The organism is uncultured Lacinutrix sp., from assembly GCF_947500325.1.
Taxonomy (GTDB): Bacteria; Bacteroidota; Bacteroidia; order Flavobacteriales; family Flavobacteriaceae; genus Lacinutrix.
On record NZ_CANMRQ010000016.1, the window covers coordinates 44,345 to 64,909 of the forward strand.

Here is a 20,565-nt window from a genome sequence, read left to right on the forward strand (position 1 = left end):
CTAGATATGAAAAGTGATAAAATTGAAATAAGAATTCGATATGCCGAAACTGACCAAATGGGAGTCGTTCATCACGGAAATTATGCATTATATCTGGAAATGGCACGTATTGAATGGTTGAGAAAACTCGGGATTTCTTACAAAAAAATGGAGGAAGAAGGAGTTGCCTTACCTGTTACGTCATTAAGTGTAAAATATAAGAAAACGATACATTATGATGATGTAATTACAGTGAAAACAACACTTAAAAAAAGACCTACTGCAAGCATAGAATTTGACTATGAAATATTGAATGATTCGTCAGAGGTTCTATCAACTGCAAATACAGTTTTAGTATTTGTAGATTTAAAGACAAATAGACCTACTAGGCCTCCAAAATATATTTTAGATGCTCTAGAAATTTAATTTCCAATCTTTTTTATAGCTACTTTATATATAGATTCAAATATTTCCTGAATTGTTTTTGCATCTTTTTTTCTTACCGAAATAGTAATTTGACAGTTTAACTCTAATTTTTGATTTATGATATTTAGATTTTTTTCTTTAATGACACGCATTACTTTATTCATTAAATCATATTCACATGTAACTAAAAAATCAATATTTATAGTTCGTTCTTCAATAATAGAAGTTTCTAAAGCCAATTGGGCTCCAGTTCTGTAGGCATTAATTAATCCTCCAACGCCTAATTTTACACCTCCAAAATAACGTACAACAACTATTAAAATATTTGTTAAACCAAAAGACTGTATTTGACCATATATTGGTGCACCAGCACTATTACTAGGTTCACCATCATCATTTGCTCTGTATTTTATTGTTTCGGTACCAATTTGATATGCATAACACCAATGACGCGCTTGGTGATGTTGTTTTTTTAATGTTTCAATATGAGATTTTATCTCTTCTTCTGAGATTACAGGGAAGGCATAGCCAAAAAATTTCGAATTTTTATCTTTAAAGAGAGCTTCTTCAGATGGTTTTGTAATTGTTTTATATGTGTCGTCTATTTCCAAATTATGTGCTTGCTACTAATATTATACTAAGAATTGCTAATCCAATACCTAGCCAGTTTTTTCTAATTAATCGTTCGTTAAATATAATTATTCCCAGTACAGTTGATATCATTACTATAGCTACATTATTAATTGTAAAGACTGTAGAACTGTTTAGGTCTTCATTTTGTAATGCTTTGAGTAGGTATACAATTGAAAAATAATTTGGAACACCTAAAAGAATACCACCTAAAACGTTTTTCCATTTAAAACTAAAATCTTTTTTTATTATTAAGGTCACAAAACCTATTAAGCCAGCGCAGCTAAATACAACAGCTGAAAAATAAGGAATCTCTTGTGTCGATACATAATTAGTTTCCATATACTTTATAAAAGTATCTATAATTCCAGACCCAATAAATAATAAAAGAGGGTAAATTAATGCTTTTTTGTTGAGGGCTGTTTTAGATTTTTCTTTAACTGAGGTGAAGTATACAGCTAAAAGTGCTATGATAATTCCTAATATTTTAAAAAGACTTAGTTGTTCTTTGTAAACACATACTGCAAATATTATAGGTACAACTACAGACATTTTTCCAGCGACTGAAGCGACTGATAATCCATTTTTTTGAGAAGTTAAAGCCATTAAGTTGAAAATAAATATAAATAGAAAACCTAATATAATAGCACCAACAAACCACTGTTTACTTGGGATTAGACTTAGGTTTACTTGGCCGTTGTACAGTAAAAAACCACAAGTACCAGCTACTATGTAATTAACAATTATAGCGTGAAGTGTATTGATGTCGTACTTCTCGAAATACTTAAAGAATACATATAATGAGCTGGAAAATAATATACTTAATACTAGGTTAATCAAAATAGGTTATTTTTAATTTTAAATAAATCTATAATATCTTCAGTTTTTGGGTTGTTGTTCCAAACGTTAATACCTAATAATGAAGCAGCATCTGTATTCTCTTTGGTATCATCAATAAACAAACACTCATTAGCTTTTAGTTTGTTTTCTTTTAAAACAAATTCAAAAATATTGGCATTGGGTTTTCTTAAATTGATTTCATGAGACAAATAGAACTTATCAAAAGCATTTTTGAAATCACTGTAAAATGGAATGTGCTTTATTATGCAATCTATATGTAATTCGTTTGTATTGCTTAACAAAATTAATGTATACTTTTTTTCTTTTGCTAATTGTTCAATAAAAGCTAGTCGTTTTGGAGGAAAGTCACATATTATATAATTCCAAGCCTCAATAATATTATCTTTTGAGAGTTTAGGGAAGTTATCACAATAAAACTCTAAAAACTCATCGGTTGAAAGTAGTCCTTGTTCATATAGTGTATTAATAGCTGTTAATTCTTCAGATAACTCGTCTATTTCAAATAACTCTAAAGCATTTTTCATTGCGCCTTCTTTATCTAAATTGATGAATACGTCACCGAAATCGAAAATTATTGTTTTAATCATGTATTTGTCTAAATTTTTACCAAGTCTATTCTTTAGCTATTCTTGTATATTCTTAGGGTGTCGTCTAATATTTTTTCTTCAGAAATTAAGGCTCCAAAAAAACGCGGTGCTTTTACTCCTTCTTTAAATTGAGTTGCTCCGGTAAAAACCCGTGCTTCATCCCAAAGATCTTCATCTATAAATAATTGTAATGTTTTTGTGCCGCCTTCAATAATAATAGAGTTGATATTCTGTTTGTATAGAATATTACATATCGCTTTAGCCGAATTATCTTTTAGGGTCAACGTTTCTGCTTCGGGATTAAAAACGGTATACTCATTAGATAATAAGTTGTTTTTATCTAAAACTATTCTAACAGGGTTTTCGCCAATCCAATCTCTAACGGTTAAACTGGGATTGTCTTTTATTACAGTATTGGTACCAACTAATATAGCTTGTTCTTCGGCTCTCCATTTATGTACTAATTGCCTTGAAAGTGTATTAGTAATCCAAACAGGTTTATGTTCTTCTTTTGTTTTGGGAGCTATAAAGCCATTATTGGTTTCTGCCCATTTTAGTATAATATACGGGCGTTTTTTATTATGAAAAGTAAAAAAACGTTTATGGTGTGCTTTACATTCATTTTCTAAAACCCCAATTGTAACTTTTATGCCATTATCCATGAGTTTTTTTATGCCTTTTCCAGCAACTTCTGGGTTGTCATCTACACAGCCAATAACAACATTTGGTATATTATGATGAATAATTAAATCGCTACACGGTGGTGTTTTTCCATAATGTGAGCATGGTTCTAAAGTAACATATAAAGTAGAAGCTTTTAAAATAGACTTATCCTTTACAGAGTTTATAGCATTAACTTCTGCATGACTACCACCATATTTACTAGTAAAACCTTCTCCTATAATTTCATTATTATGTACAATAATTGCACCTACCATAGGATTAGGTCTTGTAGTTCCTAAACCGCTTTTTGCAATTTGTATGCAACGCTTTATATAAGTTTCGTTTTTGGTCAATGCTAAAGTTTAATTTTTACATCTTCAGTTTTATCTATAGTGTAAGTATGAGAAAAACCAAGAACTTTATATTTTATATCTCCTATATACTGGACTTTCATCTTCTTATTTAAAATGCTATTTAAAATACCACTAAGGTTATTTATGTTTAAAATTTTCTTGGCAGGGATATTCGCAGTTAAGGGAATCGAAAATTCTTTTTTTGCTGGTACTTTAAAACTCTCAGAAGAAATAATGGCCATTTCAACATCATTAATAACAACGCGAATGCCTTCAGATTTTAATTCACCTCCAACATCATTAGGGTTGTTAAAAAAAGCATCTGCACTTAAACTTACAAATTCAGAATTAGAGTCTACAACCTTAATATTTTCTACTCTTAAAAACTCTGGTTTTTCGTTTACTTTACAGCTTAATATTGTGAGTATAATTGTTGATAAGATTATAAGCTTCTTCATCTTTGTTTTTTTAGAATTAATGTATCTTCATACCTTTAAATATGGCGTAAAAATACTATAATAAAGTGAGTAATAATAATATCATTATAAGGGAAATTGAACTGGGAGATAATGCACAAATAGAACAAGTAATACGTGGTTGTTTTCCAGAGTTTAAAATACCATTAGAAGGTACTGCATATACAGATCCTGAAACAAAACGTATGTTTGAGTCTTATCAAAATAATAATGATGTTTATTATGTGGTTGATTTAAAAGGTGAGATTTTAGGTGGTGGAGGTTTAAAGCCATTAAAAGGGTATGAAGCTACTGTTTGTGAGATTCAAAAAATGTATTTTTCCCCAAAAGTGAGAGGAAAAGGATATGGTAAGTTAATGTTTGAAAAATGTATGGAATCTGCCAAGGTATTAGGCTATAAACAGTGTTATTTAGAGTCTGCTCCACAATTAAAAGCCGCTATACATATTTACGAGCAATTTGGTTTTAAACATCTAGACGCTCCATTAGGAAGTACTGGGCATACAGCTTGTGCCGTGTGGATGATTAAAGATTTATAATTTTAGAGTAATAAAAAGTGCTGTTAAAAGATTTACAAAATATATTCCACAAGGAATTAGATGTTATATATGCTAAAGAAGAGGTTGCTAGTTTCTTTTATATGTTGGTTGAATCGTTTTATAATATTTCACGCTTGCAGTTAGCTCTTGATACAGGAATTACTATAACAAAAGTGGAGCAAGATATTGTTTTTCAGGCTTTAGATGAATTAAAAAGAGAAATCCCAATACAATATATTATTGGGGAAACTGAATTTTATGGATTACCCTTTAAAGTGAACACGCACACTTTAATACCTAGGCCTGAAACTGAAGAGTTAGTTGCTTTAATTGTTGGAAATTATAAAAATATAGAAAAACTAAATGTAATAGATATAGGTACAGGAAGTGGCTGTATAGCTGTTTCATTAGCTAAAAATATAGAGAATGCTAAGGTTTATGCGTTAGACATTTCTGAAGAAGCATTAAAAATTGCAAAGCAAAATGCAGAGTTAAATGCTGTTGATATTACTTTTATTGAGAATAGTATTTTAGATAGTCATGATTTTGAAATTGATCTTGTACATAAGTTTGATGTAATAGTCTCTAATCCACCATACGTTAGAAATCTTGAAAAAGAAGAGATTAAAAATAATGTGCTTAATAATGAACCACATTTAGCTTTATTTGTAGATGATAACAATCCATTAATTTTTTATAAAGCGATTACTGAATTTGCTATTGAAAAATTAAAACCAAGAGGGGAATTGTATTTTGAAATAAACGAATATCTAGGAAATGAAACTAAAACATTGGTAGAAAGCTATGGTTTTAATAATGTGAAAGTGATAAAAGATATGTTTGGAAGAGATAGAATGTTAATAGCAACGAAACCTAAATGAAAATAAATATTTACATATTAGTTTTAATTGTTTGTTTTAGTTGTAAAAAAAAACATGCAACAGCATTAGAAAAAGAAGAGATTAAAAAAGATTCAACGGTATCAGGTTCAAGTGAAGATACCTTAAGATCTACTAGTGATATAAAAAAAGATATAAAAAGAGGAGATTCCATTTATAAATGGTTTAAACCAGAAGAAATATCAAGTTTAGATAGAAGAACAGTTAAAGCAGAGAATGGACTTAATATTAGAGATTCACTAGGTAATAAAATTGGAAAATTAGTATTTGGACAGGACATTTATATATTGGATTATTCAAAAGAGGTTAAAGACATAAATGACAATGAGAAAACTATTACAGGAAGAACAGCCAAAATAGTAACTAAATGGAGTAATAAAAGTATAAAAACGAGTGAGAATTCATACAAACACAATTGGTACGTTTTAAAAGAAAATATAGGTTATGTTTTTGACGGTTTTTTATATAAAAATAATAAAGGTAATAATGAAGATTCATTGTATGACTACGGTTTTCTTGTTGTTGGAGAAAAAGGAGAAGATTCTAAAATAGATTTAAGTGAATTGTTAGATATAGAAGAGGTTAGCCTTAATAGATACAAAAACCGTATAATAAACGAATTAAAATTTAAACAACCAAAGACTTTTATAAAGGAGAATAAAACAATAGAGTTGCCTTTTAATAATGGTGAAAAATTAGTTTTAAAAGATTCAACTTATCAATCAGAATATAATCCAACAAAAAGTTATGGTGTGTTTTATCATAAAGACTTTCCTAATAGTTATATAGTTACAGAAAGCATGTTTTTTATGCCAAATATCCATACAGAGTTGAGTATTAAAACTGGTGATACTTTAAATAAATTTAATGGTTATCCATATATATCACCTAACAAAAAATATGCAGTATTGGTAACTCATGATTTAACCGAATGTTACCACGACACATATTTTGAAGTGCATAAAAAAGAATTAAATGGTATATATAAATCTATGTTGAGTTTCTATCCAACATCTTGGTCTTATCCTTTTAAAAAAAACAATCAAAGTAGTATGGATGATGTCTTTACTATTAATTGGTTAAGTGATAATGAGTTTATAATAAACGCTGTAGACTATATTGAAGATTGCTACGACCCAGAACAGCTTTCTAAACCTTACTATCTTAAATTTAAAATCAAAATATAATATTTGTGAATACTACGGAGCAAAAAATACAAACCTTAAGAGAAGAGTTACGTCAACATAATCATAATTATTATGTGCTTGATAATCCCACAATTAGTGATTATGAATTTGATATAAAATTAAAAGCGCTTCAGGCTTTAGAAGATGCACATCCAGAATTTTACGATGTTAATTCGCCAACGTTACGTGTTGGAGGTGAGGTGACTAAGAATTTTAATACGATTGTGCATAGTCATCGTATGTATTCATTAGATAATTCTTATTCATTAGAGGATTTACAAGATTGGGAAACTAGAATTAAAAAATTAGTAGATGGAGATATTCAATATACTTGTGAGTTAAAATATGATGGCGCATCTATTAGTTTAACTTACGAAAACGGAAGTTTGTTAAGAGCTGTAACGCGAGGCGATGGGGTTCAAGGAGATGAAGTTACAGCAAATATTAAAACAATAAATTCGGTACCACTACAATTAAAAGGAGAGTATCCAGCAAAATTTGATATTAGAGGAGAAATTGTTTTACCATTTGACGGTTTTAACAAAATGAATGAAGAGCGAATAGCAAATGGAGAAGAACCTTATAGAAATCCAAGAAATACAGCATCTGGAAGTCTAAAATTACAAGATAGTGCAGAAGTCGCTAAACGACCACTTGAATGCTTATTATATAACATAAAAGCAGATAAATTACCTTTTGAAACTCAATTTGAAGGTTTAGCGCTAGCAAGGCAAATGGGATTTAAAGTACCAGAAGCTGCTAAGCTAGTTGGTTCTATAGAAGATGTTTTTGAGTTTATAAATTATTGGGATGAAGCACGTCATGATTTGCCTTACGAAACAGATGGAGTAGTGGTTAAAGTGAATAACTTATTTCAACAAGACGAATTAGGGTTTACTTCCAAAGCACCACGTTGGGCAATGGCTTATAAGTTTAAAGCAGAACAAGTTTCTACTGTATTAAATGAAATAACCTATCAAGTTGGAAGAACTGGAGCTATTACACCTGTTGCTAATTTAGAACCTGTAGAACTAGCTGGAACAATTGTAAAAAGAGCATCATTACACAATGCAGATCAAATAGAGAAACTTGATATTCGTGTAAATGATACAGTTTTTGTTGAAAAAGGAGGAGAAATTATACCAAAAATTATAGCTGTAGATTTATCAAAACGCCCTAGTAGTTCTCGGTCAACTCTATACATTACAGAATGTCCTGAATGTAACACGGCTTTAGAGCGATTAGAAGGAGAGGCTAAGCATTTTTGTCCTAATTATAATGGTTGTAACCCTCAAGTGGTTGGCAGAATCCAGCATTATATTTCTCGTAAGGCTATGGATATTGAAGGGTTAGGAGGAGAAACAGTTGCGCTTTTAGTAAATGAAGGCTTGATAACTAATTATGCAGACTTATATACATTAACAAAAGAACAAGTAATGCCATTAGAACGAATGGCGGAAAAGAGTGCGGAGAATTTAGTTCAAGGCATAGCTGCTTCAAAGCAAATTCCTTTTGAGCGTGTATTGTTTGCTATAGGTATTCGTTTTGTGGGTGAAACCGTTGCTAAAAAATTAGCTAAACATTATAAGACTATAGATGATCTATCAAAAGCTGGTATTGAAGATTTAGAAAGAGTAGATGAAATTGGAATTAAAATAGCAGAAAGTGTGGTTGCCTTTTTTGCTTCAGAAGAGAATAGAACCATTATTCAGCGTTTAAAAGATAGTGGTGTTCAATTAGAAATTTCTGCAGAGAAATTAGCTAGCCAAACAAATAAACTTGAAGGTAAGTCATTTGTGGTTTCTGGTGTTTTTACAAGTGTTTCAAGAACAGAGCTTAAGAAACTTATAGAAGATAATGGTGGGAAAAATGTGTCTTCAATTTCTTCTAAAACGGATTTTGTAGTAGCTGGAGAGAAGATGGGACCTAGTAAAAAAGAAAAGGCAGAAAAACTTAATATTTCATTAATTAGTGAAGAAGAATTTTTGCAAATGATTACCTAGAAATGATTATTTAATATTTTTTTTTATTTTAGTAAAATCTACCATTTTCATTTAATTAAAAATGTATAATCTAAATAGTTACAAAAAGCCTATTGTTGTTTTACTTTTAATTTCTGGATTAACTTTTTTAATAGGAGCGAGTTTTTATATGGGTTTTATTACTCGTATAGCTAGGTCTGGGATAATAATGTTTACTTATATTTTATACTTATTGTATAAAAAACCAGGAGATATGTTTTTTGGTATATTTCTATTAAGCACTTTGTTGTTAGAGATACTGTTTTATTTTAGTTATTATTTTGATTTTTTTAGAAGTGAATCTTTAAATGGTATACTATGTTTGATTTCTTATATAAGTTTATTTAATCATTTAGCATTAGGAACTAAAATTTTAGTAGTTGCGAAAAAGTACTTTTATCATTTAATTATTTCCTTATTAATAGGTGTATTAGCATTTTTAAAGCTTAATGCTTTTCTGTCTTATCATTATACAGGATTTGCTAATTCTATACTTCACTTATCCTATAATATATTTGTTGTTCTTGCTTTGTTGTTTTCCTTTTTTAATTACCTAAGTAAAAAAGATAATAAAGCTATAATGTTATTTGTGGCATCTATTAGTTTGGTACTTTTAGAGTTTTTAGACTTAGCTTCATATTATAATAATGGCAATTCTATTCTTCGCTTTTTTAGAGCATCTTTCTTTTTGTTAGGTTTTTATTTTTTATATAGATATATAACAAATATTAAGGTTTCTGTCTAAAATTATAATCTACTGTTTCTTAGTTGGTTATAATTAAATAAAGGTTTTTCTTACATGTATTTTGACGATTAAATGCATATTTTATCGATTATTCGTGTGATAGTTATATATTTACCCCAGATTTAGATTTAATAATGAGTAGAAAAAGATATTTAGATATTGTTTTTTTAGCGTTTTCGCTAATGTTTTTAGTTACAATATTTTCAGATTATAATTTTGCTTATAAAATTTTAAGGGTTGCAATAGTACCATTAATCATGTTGTTTTGCTTTATGAGTTTGATTAATAAGAAGAATATTTTTTTTGTTCTTTTTTTAATCACTTTTTTTATTGCAGAGTTTGTCTATGTTTTTCGTTTTAATAATCATAGTTTAAGTTATTATTTGTCTAATATAAATTATGCTTTGTCTTATATTTTTTTGTTTGTTCATATTGTACTAAATATTAATTTTAGGACGCTTTTGAAACAATTTGTATTTCATTTAATAATTTTAATAGCTTTAGGAGGTTATATTTTTTATGCACTAGATAATATGATGAGTTATCATGAGCATAATGTTATACCTACATCGTATTATGTTATAGAGTCTGTCTATAATCTGTTTGTGATTTTAGTTTTTGTATTTTCGTTTTTACAATACATCCATGATATGAATAAGAGATCTCTTTTGTTATTTCTAGCGTCTTTATTCTTGTGTTTTTCTGAACTTACTCAGGTTGCTTATTTTTACATTAAAGCAGAAAAAATGATTAACATTGTATATTCAGTATTTTTAATTATTGGATTTTGTTTTGCTTATTGCTATATCAATAGCGAGAAATCTTATAATTAAAATCTTGTTTTTTAAGGGGGATATTCACCAGTTTTTTACTTTCTTTTTGAAAACCTTTAAACGATTAAATACGCTTTTTATCGTTAAATAGCATTTTTATTGTATATTTGCAGTCCCAATGTCTATTACTAAAAATGAAAATTAACAAACTACAAGTTGTAAGTGGTTGTATTATTGTGCTTGCCTGTGTGTTTTTAACAGGTGTGCTTTTTAATATAGAAATACTTTCAAATTATTCACGAGCAGTTATATTGCCCTTTTTTGTGTACCTCTATTTCTTAGAATCTGAAACAAAAAGTCCTTATTTTGCTACTTTTTTAATAGCATGCTCAGTAGCTGAACTTTCTAAAATGTTTTGGAATTTTGATTATGTTTTATTCTCTAAAGTAAGTAACCTGTGTTATGTAGTTGCTTATATTAATTTATTGATATATATAACAAGGAGTATAAATTTTGAAATTCTATTTAAAAAGTTTAAAACACATATTACTGTGCTGCTTGTTTTTAACACGTACATTATATTCACATTAAATAATATGATAGCCGCCGATAGTGGTATAGAAGTATATACATTTAATTTTTTAATTGAATGCATCTACAATGTCTGCGTATTATTAATTCTTTCATTTTCATTGTTAAACTATTTATATCATGATTCTAAAAGAGGACTGCTACTTTTTCTAGCAAGTGTTTGTATTGTTTTTTCAGAAATGATGCAGGTAGCTTATCTTTTTGTTTCAGCAAAATACGCTCTAAACTTGGCTTATTCTATTTTATTAATAGCAGGTTTTTATTTAGTGTATGTATATATTACTTCAAAAATTAACAAATATTACGACGTGTTACTTTAAAAAGGGGATTTGTTTTTTGTATAGAAAAAGCACTATAGCTGCTAATATAAAAGTTACTATAGCTGTAGTAAAAAGTACGCCGCTATCTCCATTTATTTCTATACCTAACTTGGTTAAATGCATAAAAATAGCGCCTCCAATAACTCCAATTGTTAATGAAGCACCAATCCATATTGTTTTTGGAATTAAAATAAGAATACCAGCAATTAGTTCTAAAACACCAATACCTATTCTTCCGTATGGTTCTAGTCCAACTTGTTGAAAAATATAAACACTATCTGGATGTGCAGTAAATTTGAATCTTAATGTTTGTATTAAAATAATAGCTATTATTAATCTAATAGTAAAAAGGATTTTAGTCTTCATGATTTGTTTGGTTTTTAATTTTGTTGAATAATAGGAGGATTCCTTACATAGTAATTTACTAATATCAAAATAGTATTTAATTGATTAAAAGTAAGTAAAACAGCTATAAAACCTGTTTTTGGTATATTTAGCAGACTTTATTTGAGAGTACTATTATGATTGAAAGGTATAAAACAGTTAAAGACTGGTTCTTTTTATACGCATTGATAGGTTTATTGTTACTTGGATGTTTTATTCAACTTAATAATTACACACAAATTGCTCAATTAATATTGGCAGCCTGTATTCCTCTTTTTGTGCTCCATTATTTAGTGTTGAAAGTAGATTTCTCTCTTTTGTATATAGCTATTATTGTGTTACTTTTTATTGCTATTGTTATTGGGGCTTGCAGAAATAAACATTATGTTTTTGATAAAATATCTCCGATAATTACACAATTAGGGTATCTGTGTTTTGTTTTTTTGTCTTTAAAAAGTTATAAAAGCCTAGATGTTAAAGGTTTTACTGGGTTTTATTTTTTGTTTGTTTTTCTAGTGAACTTAATATTAACCTTATTGTTTTTCACGTATTTAAGTGCAAATATGTCTAAAGTGTATGATATTGTAGTATTAGGATCTGGCTGTGTTATTTTTATCTTATTAGGTTTTTTGTCTTATTCTAATTATTTAAAAGATGGAGAAAAAAAATCTCTTTTATTTGTTTTTATGGTGCTAAGTTTTGCTGCTGCTGAGATTAATTTTCATATAGATAGGCATTATTTATCTAATATTATGTTTAAATGTCTTGACTATCTTTTTTATATATCCGGTATCTATTTTATGTTTGCTTATATGAAAGAGACTAGTGATATTAATAAAAAAATCTAATTATAGAATATTAAACTATTATAGAGGTGCCATTAGCAGTCTTGTTTTTGTTTGAATCAAGATAAAAATCTATTCTCCCTAGGTTTATTCCGTAACATCCAACTTGATTTACTAGTACATTTTTACCTTCATTGTTTTTTGCAACAGTTGGTTTTGGTAAAAAAGTATGTGTATGTCCTCCAATAATCAAGTCAATATCTTTTGTTGATTTTGCTAATTCTAAATCACAAATTTTTTCAGGCTTTTTTGAGTAGTGATAACCTAAATGCGATAAGCAAATTATTAGATCGCATTGTTCTTCTTCTTTAAGTATTCTGGTGATGTCTTGTGTTATTTCAATTGGATCTAAATATTCTGTTTCCTTGTACATGTCTTTGTTTACTAAACCTTTTAGTTTTATTCCAATACCAAAAACGCCAATTTTTATATTGTCCTTAATAAATACATGGTATGGTTTTACATGGGTATCCATAACAGTGTTTTTAAAATTGTAATTAGCAGATAAAAACTTAAACTTAGCATAAGGTAATTGAGCATAAAGCCCATCAATACCATTGTCAAAATCATGATTTCCTATTGTGGCAGCATCATATTTCATTTTGGACATTAGTTTGAATTCTAACTCTCCACCGTAATAGTTGAAGTACGGTGTACCTTGAAAAATATCACCAGCATCTAAAAGTAATGTATTAGGATTTTCATTTCTTATAGACTCAACTAATGAAGCACGTCTAGCTACGCCACCTTTATTAGCATTATGGCCATCATTTGGTCCAAAAGGATCAATATGACTATGTACGTCGTTAGTATGCAGAATTGTTATTTTTTTAGTTTTTGATGTTGCTTCGCAAGATTGAAAACCAAAGCCACCCAAAGTTACTAATGCTGTTGCAGCACTAGACTGTTGTATAAATTGTCTTCTCTTCATTAATCTTATTTTGTTTGAGTAAATCGGTTATCGATTTTAGGTCTAATAGTATCAGTTTTTTTAAAATAGTCAATCATAGCGTTTCTTATTTTGTAATTTAAGTAATACACGCTATCGTTAGGTTTAAAAAAACGCATACGATCACCACCATCATATAAATAGTCATTGGTAGCTAAATAGTATGTTTTATTTTTGTCTATTGTTTTACCTTGAACTAAAGCTTTTGTTATGTTATAGTTTTTATCTAGCTTTAATTCCATGCCACTAACTGGATGGGCTCTTTTTGCATGACGTAAATAATCCATCATACTATCTAATTGCTTACCTTTTAGAGCAACAACGACTATGCTATTTTCAAAAGGCATGACTTGAAAGGCAGTTTCTGTAGTAATGTTTCCTTTGGAAATAATTGAGCGAATACCGCCATGATTAAGTAATACAGCATCTATATTTTTATTAGTACGTTTATTAAATACAATATTGCCTTGATCATAAACTATGTCCGCCATTAAATTACCTATTGCAGTATTAAGCTCACCATCAGTTTTAGAGTAGGTTTGTGGTGCAAATGATAAAACAGCATTCATATCCTTTGTAAGGTTATCTCTATAGGGTTTTATTATAGAATCAAAACTTTGATTTGTTTTTATGCTATCTGTAACTTCTATTTGCTTGCCTTCAATTTTAGAAAGTTGGTAGTTTTTATTTTTACAGTTAAAAATAATGAGTGTAAAAAAGCAAAGAAGGAGTGTTTTTATTTTCATGTACTAAATTGTGATTTTAAGTAAGGTATTAAAGTCGGTTTTGCTACTTTTGTATAAAAGGAATAAATATAAATGATTTTAAAGGGATTTAAGGAAAAATCTAATGAAAAGTACATTAACAGAACGTTAAATAATCGGTTAGTATCTCAAGATAGCTCTAAAATAAAAAAAATAGGAGTTTTAGTTAACAAGGGTGAACTAATAGAATATAAATGGTTTGAAGCATTAGCAAAAACTTTAAAAGTAAAACCTAATGATTTTCAGTTAATAATATTTACTAAAGAAAAGAAGATTGAAGGTATTAATATAAATAAAACTTATAATGAAAATAATATAGGTTGGAATGGTGTTATAAAAGACCCAGATCTAAAACGTTTTCTGGATACAGATTTCGATATTTTTATTAGTTATTATACTGAAGAATCTATTTCTCTAAAATTATTAACAGCTGCTTCAAAAGCTAAGTTTAAAGTTGGTGTTTTGCAAGATGATGAGCGCTTAAACGACCTTATAATAAAAACTAAAATAAAAGATTTGGATACTTTTAAATCTGAATTAATGAAATATCTCACTGTTTTAAATAAAATATAAAATATATCTAAAAAATGAATAACCCTTTTAAAGGAACCGGAATTGCAATTGTTACTCCATTCAATTCAGATTTAACTATAGATCATAAAGCACTTGCTGCAATTGTTGAATATAACATAGAAAAAGGTACTAATTACATAGTTATAAGCGGTACAACAGGAGAAAGTGTAACCGTAACTAAAGCAGAAAAAAAAGACATTATAAAAACAATAAGTGATACAAATAAAGGACGATTACCTCTAGTCTTAGGAATAGGAGGAAATAATACAGCAGCAGTTTTAGAAGAAATTAAAACAACAGATTTGTCTGGTTTTGCTGGTATTTTATCTGTATCTCCATATTATAGTAAACCTACCCAAGAAGGTATATATCAGCATTTTAAAGCTGTGTCGGAAGCGTCGCCCGTGCCAATTATATTATATAATGTTCCAGGAAGAACAGCTTCTAATATGACTCCAGAGACAACTTTACGACTGGCTAAAGATTTTGATAATATTGTTGCAGTAAAAGAAGCTGGCAATAATATGTCACAATATTTACATCTATTAAGAGATAAACCAGAAGGGTTTGGTATTATTTCTGGTGATGATGACCTCGTTTTGGGGGTGACTTTAGCAGGCGGAGATGGTGTGATTTCTGTTATAGGACAGGCTTTACCAGAAGATTTTTCAAAAATGATTAGCTTAGGAATGAAAGGCCATGCAAAGGAAGCCTATAAAATTCATTTCAAATTAATGGAAATAACGAGTTTAATTTTCTCTGAAAACAATCCAGCAGGTATAAAGGCAGTATTGGAAAATTTAAATTTGTGTAATGATAGTGTGCGTTTGCCACTTGTTCCTGCAACTAAAGTTTTAAAACAAAAAATTGATAATTTCTTAAAAGCATATAATAAGCGTTAAATATTACTTAAACCTAGTGATAACTTGATTTCAAAAATTAATTTAGCATCAAAATTATATTTTTAAAATCCATATTAATAGCGTATTTTTGCATCTTGTTAAAAAATTTATGAAAAACTTACTTGTCATCCTTGTTATTGTACTTAGTATGAGTGCTTGTAGCGAATATCAAAAAGCTTTAAAATCTGAAGAAGTTGGTGTTAAGTACAAAATGGGAGAAAAAATGTATGATGCAGGGAAATATGCCAAAGCGAATAGACTTTTTGAGCAAATTATTCCATCATATAGAGGTAAGCCTCAAGCAGAAAAATTGATGTATTTAAATGCTGATGCCTCATACCAAATGGGAGACTATTATACATCAGGTTACCATTTTGAGCGTTTTGTTGCTGCTTATCCTAGAAGTGAAAAATTATCTGAAGCAAGTTTTAAAAGTGCTAGAAGCTACTATGAATTGTCTCCAGTTTATTCTAAAGATCAAACAGAAACAATAACGGCTTTAGAAAAATTGCAACAATTTATTAATGAGTTCCCTGAATCTGAAAATGTAGCAAAAGCTAACGAATTTGTTAAAGAATTAGATTTTAAATTAGAAAAGAAAGCTTTTGAAACAGCTAAACAATATAATCATATTTCAGATTATAAAGCATCAATAGCTGCTTTCGATAATTTTATAAGTGATTTTCCTGGAACATCATTGCGGGAAGAAGCTTTATATATAAGATATGATTCTGCGTATAAACTAGCACTTAATAGTGTTGAATATAAGAAAAAAGAGCGTTTAGAAACAGCTAAAGGATATTACAATGCATTTAAAAAGCGTTATTCAGATTCTCAATTTATTGAAGAAGCAACAGATAAGCTTGGAGACATTGAAAAACAATTAGAACAATACAGTACAAAAAGTTAATATAACTATGGATTTAAAAAAGATTGATGCACCTTTAAGTACAACAACCTACAATAGAAATGAGGTTGATTCACCTACAGAGAATATCTACGAGGCAATTTCTATTATTGCTAGAAGAGCAGAGCAAATCAATTCTGAAATTAAAAAAGAATTGATCGAAAAACTTGAAGAGTTTGCAACTTATAACGATTCTTTAGAAGAAATTTTTGAAAATAAAGAGCAAATAGAAGTTTCTAAATTTTATGAGAAATTACCTAAACCACATGCTTTAGCAGTTAAAGAGTGGTTAGATGCTAAAATCTATCATAGGAATACGGAGGAAGACAAAAAAGACTAATCTCTATGTCTATATTAAGTGGCAAAAATATACTATTAGGCATAAGTGCTGGTATAGCCGCTTATAAAACAGCCTCATTAGTAAGAGTATTTATAAAAGCAGGTGCTAACGTAAAAGTAGTTATGACACCTGCTTCTAAAGACTTCGTAACACCTCTTACTTTATCTACATTATCTAAAAACCCAGTGCATTCGTCATTTTACAATGAAGACGATGAAAATGCAGAATGGAATAATCACGTTGAATTAGGCCTTTGGGCAGATTATTTACTAGTTGCTCCTGCAACTGCAAATACTATGTCTAAAATGGCAAATGGTACTTGTGATAACTTGTTGTTAGCAACATATCTTTCTGCAAAATGTCCTGTGTATTTTGCGCCAGCAATGGATTTAGATATGTACAAGCACCCTTCAACTTTAAATACATTTAAGAAACTAAAAAGTTTTGGTAATATCATGATTCCTGCTACTTCTGGAGAATTAGCTAGTGGATTAGTTGGTCAAGGCCGTTTAGCAGAACCAGAAGATATTGTTGCTTTTATGGAACAAGATGTTTTGAATAAACTACCTTTAAAAGGCAGGAAAATAATGATCACAGCTGGGCCTACATATGAAGCTTTAGACCCTGTACGTTTTATAGGTAATCATTCTAGTGGGAAAATGGGGTTTGAAATAGCCAAAGCGTCTGCTAATTTTGGAGCAGAAGTTGTTTTAATAACTGGTCCAACGCATCAAAAAGTTAACCATAGCTTAATACAAGTTGTACCAGTAGTAAGTGCACAAGATATGTATGAAGCGGCACATACTTATTATAAAACTGTAGATGTAGCAATACTGTCTGCTGCAGTTGCAGATTATAAACCTAAAGAAATATCAAATCAGAAAATAAAAAAGAAAGATTCTACGTTAGTATTGGAGTTAGAAAAAACTAAAGATATTTTAGCATCATTAGGAGAGATAAAATTAAAGCAGCTTTTAGTTGGGTTTGCTTTGGAAACTAACAACGAATTAGAATATGCAAAAGGAAAACTAAAAAAGAAGAATTTAGATTTAATTGTATTAAATTCGTTAAATGATAAAGGTGCTGGTTTTAAAAGTGAAACAAATAAAGTAACTATTATTGATAAAGAGAATAATATAACAGCTTATAAGTTAAAGTCGAAAGCTGAGGTCGCTATTGATATTTTAAGTGAAATAATAAAGAAATTAAATGCGTAAATTAATCTTACTACTTGTATTTTGTATATGTGTTAATGGTTTTGCACAAGAACTTAATTGTAATGTTGTTGTTAATGCTCAATTAACTGGAAATGAGAATCAACAAATATTCCAGACATTAGAAAATCAATTAAAAGAGTTTGTAAATAAAACACAGTGGACCAAAAAGGAGTTTAAACTACAAGAGCGTATAAGTTGTAATATTGTTATTAATATTACAGAGCGTAATGGTGATAATTTTAAAGGCGCAATTCAAATACAATCTTCACGTCCAGTATATGGTTCAACTTATACTACACCGGTATATAATATAAATGATAAAGATTTTACATTTGAATATGTAGAGTTTCAAAATTTAATATATAATGAAAGTCAATATGAATCTAACCTTATATCTGTATTAGCTTTTCATATTCAAATGATTTTTGGTTTAGATGCAGAGAGTTTTGCTCTAGAAGGAGGTCAGCCTTATTTTAAACAAGCCCAACGTATTGTGAATTTTTCTCAGCAAGAAAATTTTAAAGGTTGGAAACTGGAAGATGGTTTACAAAGTCGTTTTGCATTAATAGATAATATTCTATCTCCTACATTTATAGAGTTTAGAGAAGTCATGTACAATTATCATAGACGTGGTTTAGATGCTATGAGTAAAAGTAAGAAAGATGGAAAAAATGAAATAGCATTGGCGTTAGGTGCATTTAAAAAAATGAATAGTCGTAGACCTAATTCTTATTTGTCTCGTGTGTTTTTTGATGCCAAAGCAGAAGAAATAGAGCAAATTTTTTCTTCAGGTCCTAATGTAGATATCTCAGGATTAATAGATGTTTTAAATCGTGTCGCTCCAATGCATGCCAGTAAATGGAGAAACATTAAGTTTTAAATAGTTTCCTTTTAAATTAGAAAGTGTAACCTTTCTACTAGTATAAATATATTTTATAAAAATGCTAACGTCACTATCTATAAAAAATTATGCGTTAATTGATTCACTCCAAGTTGATTTTAATGACGGATTTACAATTATTACTGGCGAAACAGGTGCAGGGAAATCCATTCTACTTGGTGGCTTATCTTTAATTTTAGGAAAAAGAGCAGATTTAAGTAGCTTAAGAAACAAGGAACAAAAGTGTATTATTGAAGCTCAGTTTGATGTTTCAAATTATAATCTTAAAGAGTTATACGATATAAACGATTTAGATTATGAATCTCAAACTATTATTAGGCGAGAAATATTACCTTCAGGAAAATCAAGAGCATTTGTTAACGATTCACCTGTTAATTTAAGTAATCTACAATTATTAGGAGAGCGTTTAATAGATATCCATTCTCAACACGAAACACTTCAATTAGTAGATGATGCTTTCCAATTTCAGGTTATTGATGCATTATCTGAAAACAAAGAAGAACTTATAGATTATAGCACTAAACTTTCAAAATATAAAAAGTTAACTAAAGAATTAGAACAGTTAGTTGCGTTTCAATCTGAAGCTATAAAAGAACATGATTATAACTCTTTTTTGTTAAATGAATTAGTTGCAGCTAATCTAAAAGTGGATGAACTTGAAGGATTAGAAGAAGAATATGAGACATTAAATAATATAGAAACTATTCAAGAAAAATTAACAGCTTCTAATCAATTCTTTTCAGATGAGCAATTAGGATTAATTAATACGCTTACAGAATTAAAGGTTGTATTAAAACAGTTAGCAAGTCTTTCAAATAAATATGAAAAACTCTACACACGTGTTAATAGTAGTTTTATTGAATTAGATGATGTTTTTTCTGAAATAGAACGTTTTCAAGAAGATTTAGAAGCTAATCCTAATAGGTTAGAAGAAGTTAATGGTAAACTAACTACTATTAATAATTTATTTCAAAAGCATATAGTTAATGATATTTCAGGTTTAATAGAAGTAAAAAAGGAGTTAGAACTTAAGGTATCTGCTACAGAAAATGTTGAGGCCGATATAACTAAAAAAGAATCTGAAATTAAAACAGTTAAATCAGGACTTGATAAATTAGCACAAGTAATTCACAAAAAAAGAGTACAAGCTATACCAAAATTAAAAAAAGAATTAGAGATTATATTGTCAAGTTTAGGTATGCCTAATGCGCAATTCGACATTTCGTTAAATTTAAGCAGTACATATTATTATAATGGAAAAGAAGCATTGTCTTTTTTGTTCTCGGCAAATAAAGGGGGAACATTTAAGTCTTTAAAAAAAGCAGCTTCAGGCGGTGAGCTATCTAGAATAATGTTAGCTATAAAGTCTATACTAACACGGTATATTAATCTACCTACCATTATGTTCGATGAAATAGATACAGGTGTTTCCGGAGAAGTTTCTAATAAAATGGCAGAGATTATGTCGCAAATGAGTGCTACTATGCAAGTATTTAGTATTACACATTTACCTCAAATCGCAGCAAAAGGTCACACGCATTTTAAAGTCTATAAAAAAGATGTTGATGAAGTAACGACAACAAATCTTGTGAAATTAAACCATGACGATCGTATAATTGAGATTGCTCAAATGCTAGGAGGAATAGAAGTGTCTAATTCTGCAATCGCACATGCAAAACAACTATTGAATTAAAAATTATTCTTATTTTAATACTATATTTGAACCGTATTTT

23 protein-coding genes are annotated in these 20,565 nt (G+C 29.0%); 15 read left to right on the plus strand and 8 right to left on the minus strand.

All coding sequences use genetic code 11. The features are described 5' to 3' along the window. The first annotated feature begins 6 nt into the window (after positions 1 to 6). Entirely contained in the window at positions 7 to 405 is a 399-nt protein-coding gene (locus Q0997_RS15765; protein ID WP_299890518.1) for a thioesterase family protein, read from the plus strand. Here Q0997_RS15765 and Q0997_RS15770 read toward each other — a convergent pair. The 5 genes from Q0997_RS15770 to Q0997_RS15790 are packed head-to-tail and all read right to left on the minus strand — an operon-like array spanning position 402 to position 3,957. Then, positions 402 to 1,016, minus strand: a complete 615-nt coding sequence (locus Q0997_RS15770) for a YigZ family protein (protein WP_299890520.1) — start codon at positions 1,014 to 1,016, stop codon at positions 402 to 404. The genes Q0997_RS15765 and Q0997_RS15770 overlap by 4 nt on opposite strands. A 1-nt stretch (position 1,017) precedes the next feature. Next, complete coding sequence (locus tag Q0997_RS15775) at positions 1,018 to 1,875, minus strand: EamA family transporter (protein WP_299890522.1); 858 nt, start codon at positions 1,873 to 1,875, stop codon at positions 1,018 to 1,020. Next, positions 1,872 to 2,483: an HAD family phosphatase gene (locus tag Q0997_RS15780; RefSeq protein WP_299890524.1), complete on the minus strand. Its 612-nt coding sequence runs from the start codon at positions 2,481 to 2,483 to the stop codon at positions 1,872 to 1,874. The genes Q0997_RS15775 and Q0997_RS15780 overlap by 4 nt, the downstream gene beginning before the upstream one ends. Before the next feature lie 32 nt (positions 2,484 to 2,515). Beyond that, the gene (gene ribD, locus Q0997_RS15785) at positions 2,516 to 3,499 is read right to left on the minus strand and encodes a bifunctional diaminohydroxyphosphoribosylaminopyrimidine deaminase/5-amino-6-(5-phosphoribosylamino)uracil reductase RibD (RefSeq protein ID WP_299890525.1); all 984 of its coding nucleotides are present in this window, start codon (positions 3,497 to 3,499) and stop codon (positions 2,516 to 2,518) included. A gap of 2 nt (positions 3,500 to 3,501) precedes the next feature. Further along, complete coding sequence (locus Q0997_RS15790; protein WP_299890527.1) at positions 3,502 to 3,957, minus strand: LEA type 2 family protein; 456 nt, start codon at positions 3,955 to 3,957, stop codon at positions 3,502 to 3,504. Between the two features lie 65 nt (positions 3,958 to 4,022). Here Q0997_RS15790 and Q0997_RS15795 point away from each other — a divergent pair, with 65 nt between their 5' ends. From Q0997_RS15795 to Q0997_RS15820, 6 genes are all read left to right on the plus strand, one after another. After that, positions 4,023 to 4,514 carry a GNAT family N-acetyltransferase gene (locus Q0997_RS15795; RefSeq protein ID WP_299890529.1) on the plus strand — a complete coding sequence of 164 codons (492 nt, stop codon included), beginning with the start codon at positions 4,023 to 4,025 and terminating at the stop codon, positions 4,512 to 4,514. 17 nt (positions 4,515 to 4,531) lie between these two features. Further along, positions 4,532 to 5,395: a peptide chain release factor N(5)-glutamine methyltransferase gene (gene prmC / locus Q0997_RS15800; RefSeq protein WP_299890531.1), complete on the plus strand. Its 864-nt coding sequence runs from the start codon at positions 4,532 to 4,534 to the stop codon at positions 5,393 to 5,395. Next, positions 5,392 to 6,600, plus strand: a complete 1,209-nt coding sequence (locus tag Q0997_RS15805) for a hypothetical protein (RefSeq protein ID WP_299890533.1) — start codon at positions 5,392 to 5,394, stop codon at positions 6,598 to 6,600. The genes prmC and Q0997_RS15805 overlap by 4 nt, the downstream gene beginning before the upstream one ends. Before the next feature lie 5 nt (positions 6,601 to 6,605). After that, positions 6,606 to 8,603 carry an NAD-dependent DNA ligase LigA gene (gene ligA / locus Q0997_RS15810; RefSeq protein WP_299890535.1) on the plus strand — a complete coding sequence of 666 codons (1,998 nt, stop codon included), beginning with the start codon at positions 6,606 to 6,608 and terminating at the stop codon, positions 8,601 to 8,603. A 61-nt stretch (positions 8,604 to 8,664) separates the two neighbouring features. Further along, positions 8,665 to 9,366: a hypothetical protein gene (locus Q0997_RS15815; RefSeq protein ID WP_299890537.1), complete on the plus strand. Its 702-nt coding sequence runs from the start codon at positions 8,665 to 8,667 to the stop codon at positions 9,364 to 9,366. A 967-nt stretch (positions 9,367 to 10,333) separates the two neighbouring features. Continuing rightward, entirely contained in the window at positions 10,334 to 11,050 is a 717-nt protein-coding gene (locus Q0997_RS15820; RefSeq protein ID WP_299890539.1) for a hypothetical protein, read from the plus strand. On the opposite strand, the gene Q0997_RS15825 is transcribed toward Q0997_RS15820, so the two are convergent. After that, on the minus strand, positions 11,042 to 11,416 hold the full coding sequence (locus Q0997_RS15825) for a DoxX family membrane protein (protein ID WP_299890541.1): 375 nt from the start codon (positions 11,414 to 11,416) through the stop codon (positions 11,042 to 11,044). The genes Q0997_RS15820 and Q0997_RS15825 overlap by 9 nt on opposite strands. Before the next feature lie 155 nt (positions 11,417 to 11,571). Here Q0997_RS15825 and Q0997_RS15830 point away from each other — a divergent pair, with 155 nt between their 5' ends. Continuing rightward, a complete protein-coding gene (locus Q0997_RS15830; RefSeq protein WP_299890543.1) occupies positions 11,572 to 12,282 on the plus strand; it encodes a hypothetical protein in 711 nt (236 codons plus the stop codon). Between the two features lie 10 nt (positions 12,283 to 12,292). Here Q0997_RS15830 and Q0997_RS15835 read toward each other — a convergent pair whose 3' ends face one another. Both Q0997_RS15835 and Q0997_RS15840 read right to left on the minus strand, forming a co-directional pair. Then, the gene (locus Q0997_RS15835) at positions 12,293 to 13,210 is read right to left on the minus strand and encodes a bifunctional UDP-sugar hydrolase/5'-nucleotidase (protein WP_299890544.1); all 918 of its coding nucleotides are present in this window, start codon (positions 13,208 to 13,210) and stop codon (positions 12,293 to 12,295) included. A gap of 5 nt (positions 13,211 to 13,215) precedes the next feature. After that, positions 13,216 to 13,974: a 5'-nucleotidase C-terminal domain-containing protein gene (locus Q0997_RS15840; protein WP_299890545.1), complete on the minus strand. Its 759-nt coding sequence runs from the start codon at positions 13,972 to 13,974 to the stop codon at positions 13,216 to 13,218. Between the two features lie 72 nt (positions 13,975 to 14,046). On the opposite strand from Q0997_RS15840, the gene Q0997_RS15845 reads away from it, so the two are divergent. From Q0997_RS15845 to recN, 7 genes are all read left to right on the plus strand, one after another. Then, positions 14,047 to 14,565: a hypothetical protein gene (locus Q0997_RS15845; protein ID WP_299890546.1), complete on the plus strand. Its 519-nt coding sequence runs from the start codon at positions 14,047 to 14,049 to the stop codon at positions 14,563 to 14,565. A gap of 14 nt (positions 14,566 to 14,579) precedes the next feature. Further along, on the plus strand, positions 14,580 to 15,467 hold the full coding sequence (gene dapA / locus Q0997_RS15850; RefSeq protein ID WP_299890547.1) for a 4-hydroxy-tetrahydrodipicolinate synthase: 888 nt from the start codon (positions 14,580 to 14,582) through the stop codon (positions 15,465 to 15,467). 109 nt (positions 15,468 to 15,576) lie between these two features. Then, entirely contained in the window at positions 15,577 to 16,377 is an 801-nt protein-coding gene (locus Q0997_RS15855; protein WP_299890548.1) for an outer membrane protein assembly factor BamD, read from the plus strand. Positions 16,378 to 16,384: 7 nt separating this feature from the next. Beyond that, the gene (locus Q0997_RS15860) at positions 16,385 to 16,714 is read left to right on the plus strand and encodes a DNA-directed RNA polymerase subunit omega (protein WP_299890550.1); all 330 of its coding nucleotides are present in this window, start codon (positions 16,385 to 16,387) and stop codon (positions 16,712 to 16,714) included. A gap of 5 nt (positions 16,715 to 16,719) precedes the next feature. Further along, on the plus strand, positions 16,720 to 17,931 hold the full coding sequence (coaBC, locus tag Q0997_RS15865) for a bifunctional phosphopantothenoylcysteine decarboxylase/phosphopantothenate--cysteine ligase CoaBC (protein WP_299890551.1): 1,212 nt from the start codon (positions 16,720 to 16,722) through the stop codon (positions 17,929 to 17,931). Then, entirely contained in the window at positions 17,924 to 18,811 is an 888-nt protein-coding gene (locus Q0997_RS15870; RefSeq protein ID WP_299890553.1) for a DUF4835 family protein, read from the plus strand. The genes coaBC and Q0997_RS15870 overlap by 8 nt, the downstream gene beginning before the upstream one ends. Positions 18,812 to 18,872: 61 nt before the next feature. Continuing rightward, positions 18,873 to 20,525 carry a DNA repair protein RecN gene (recN, locus tag Q0997_RS15875; protein WP_299890555.1) on the plus strand — a complete coding sequence of 551 codons (1,653 nt, stop codon included), beginning with the start codon at positions 18,873 to 18,875 and terminating at the stop codon, positions 20,523 to 20,525. Positions 20,526 to 20,565: the final 40 nt, after the last annotated feature.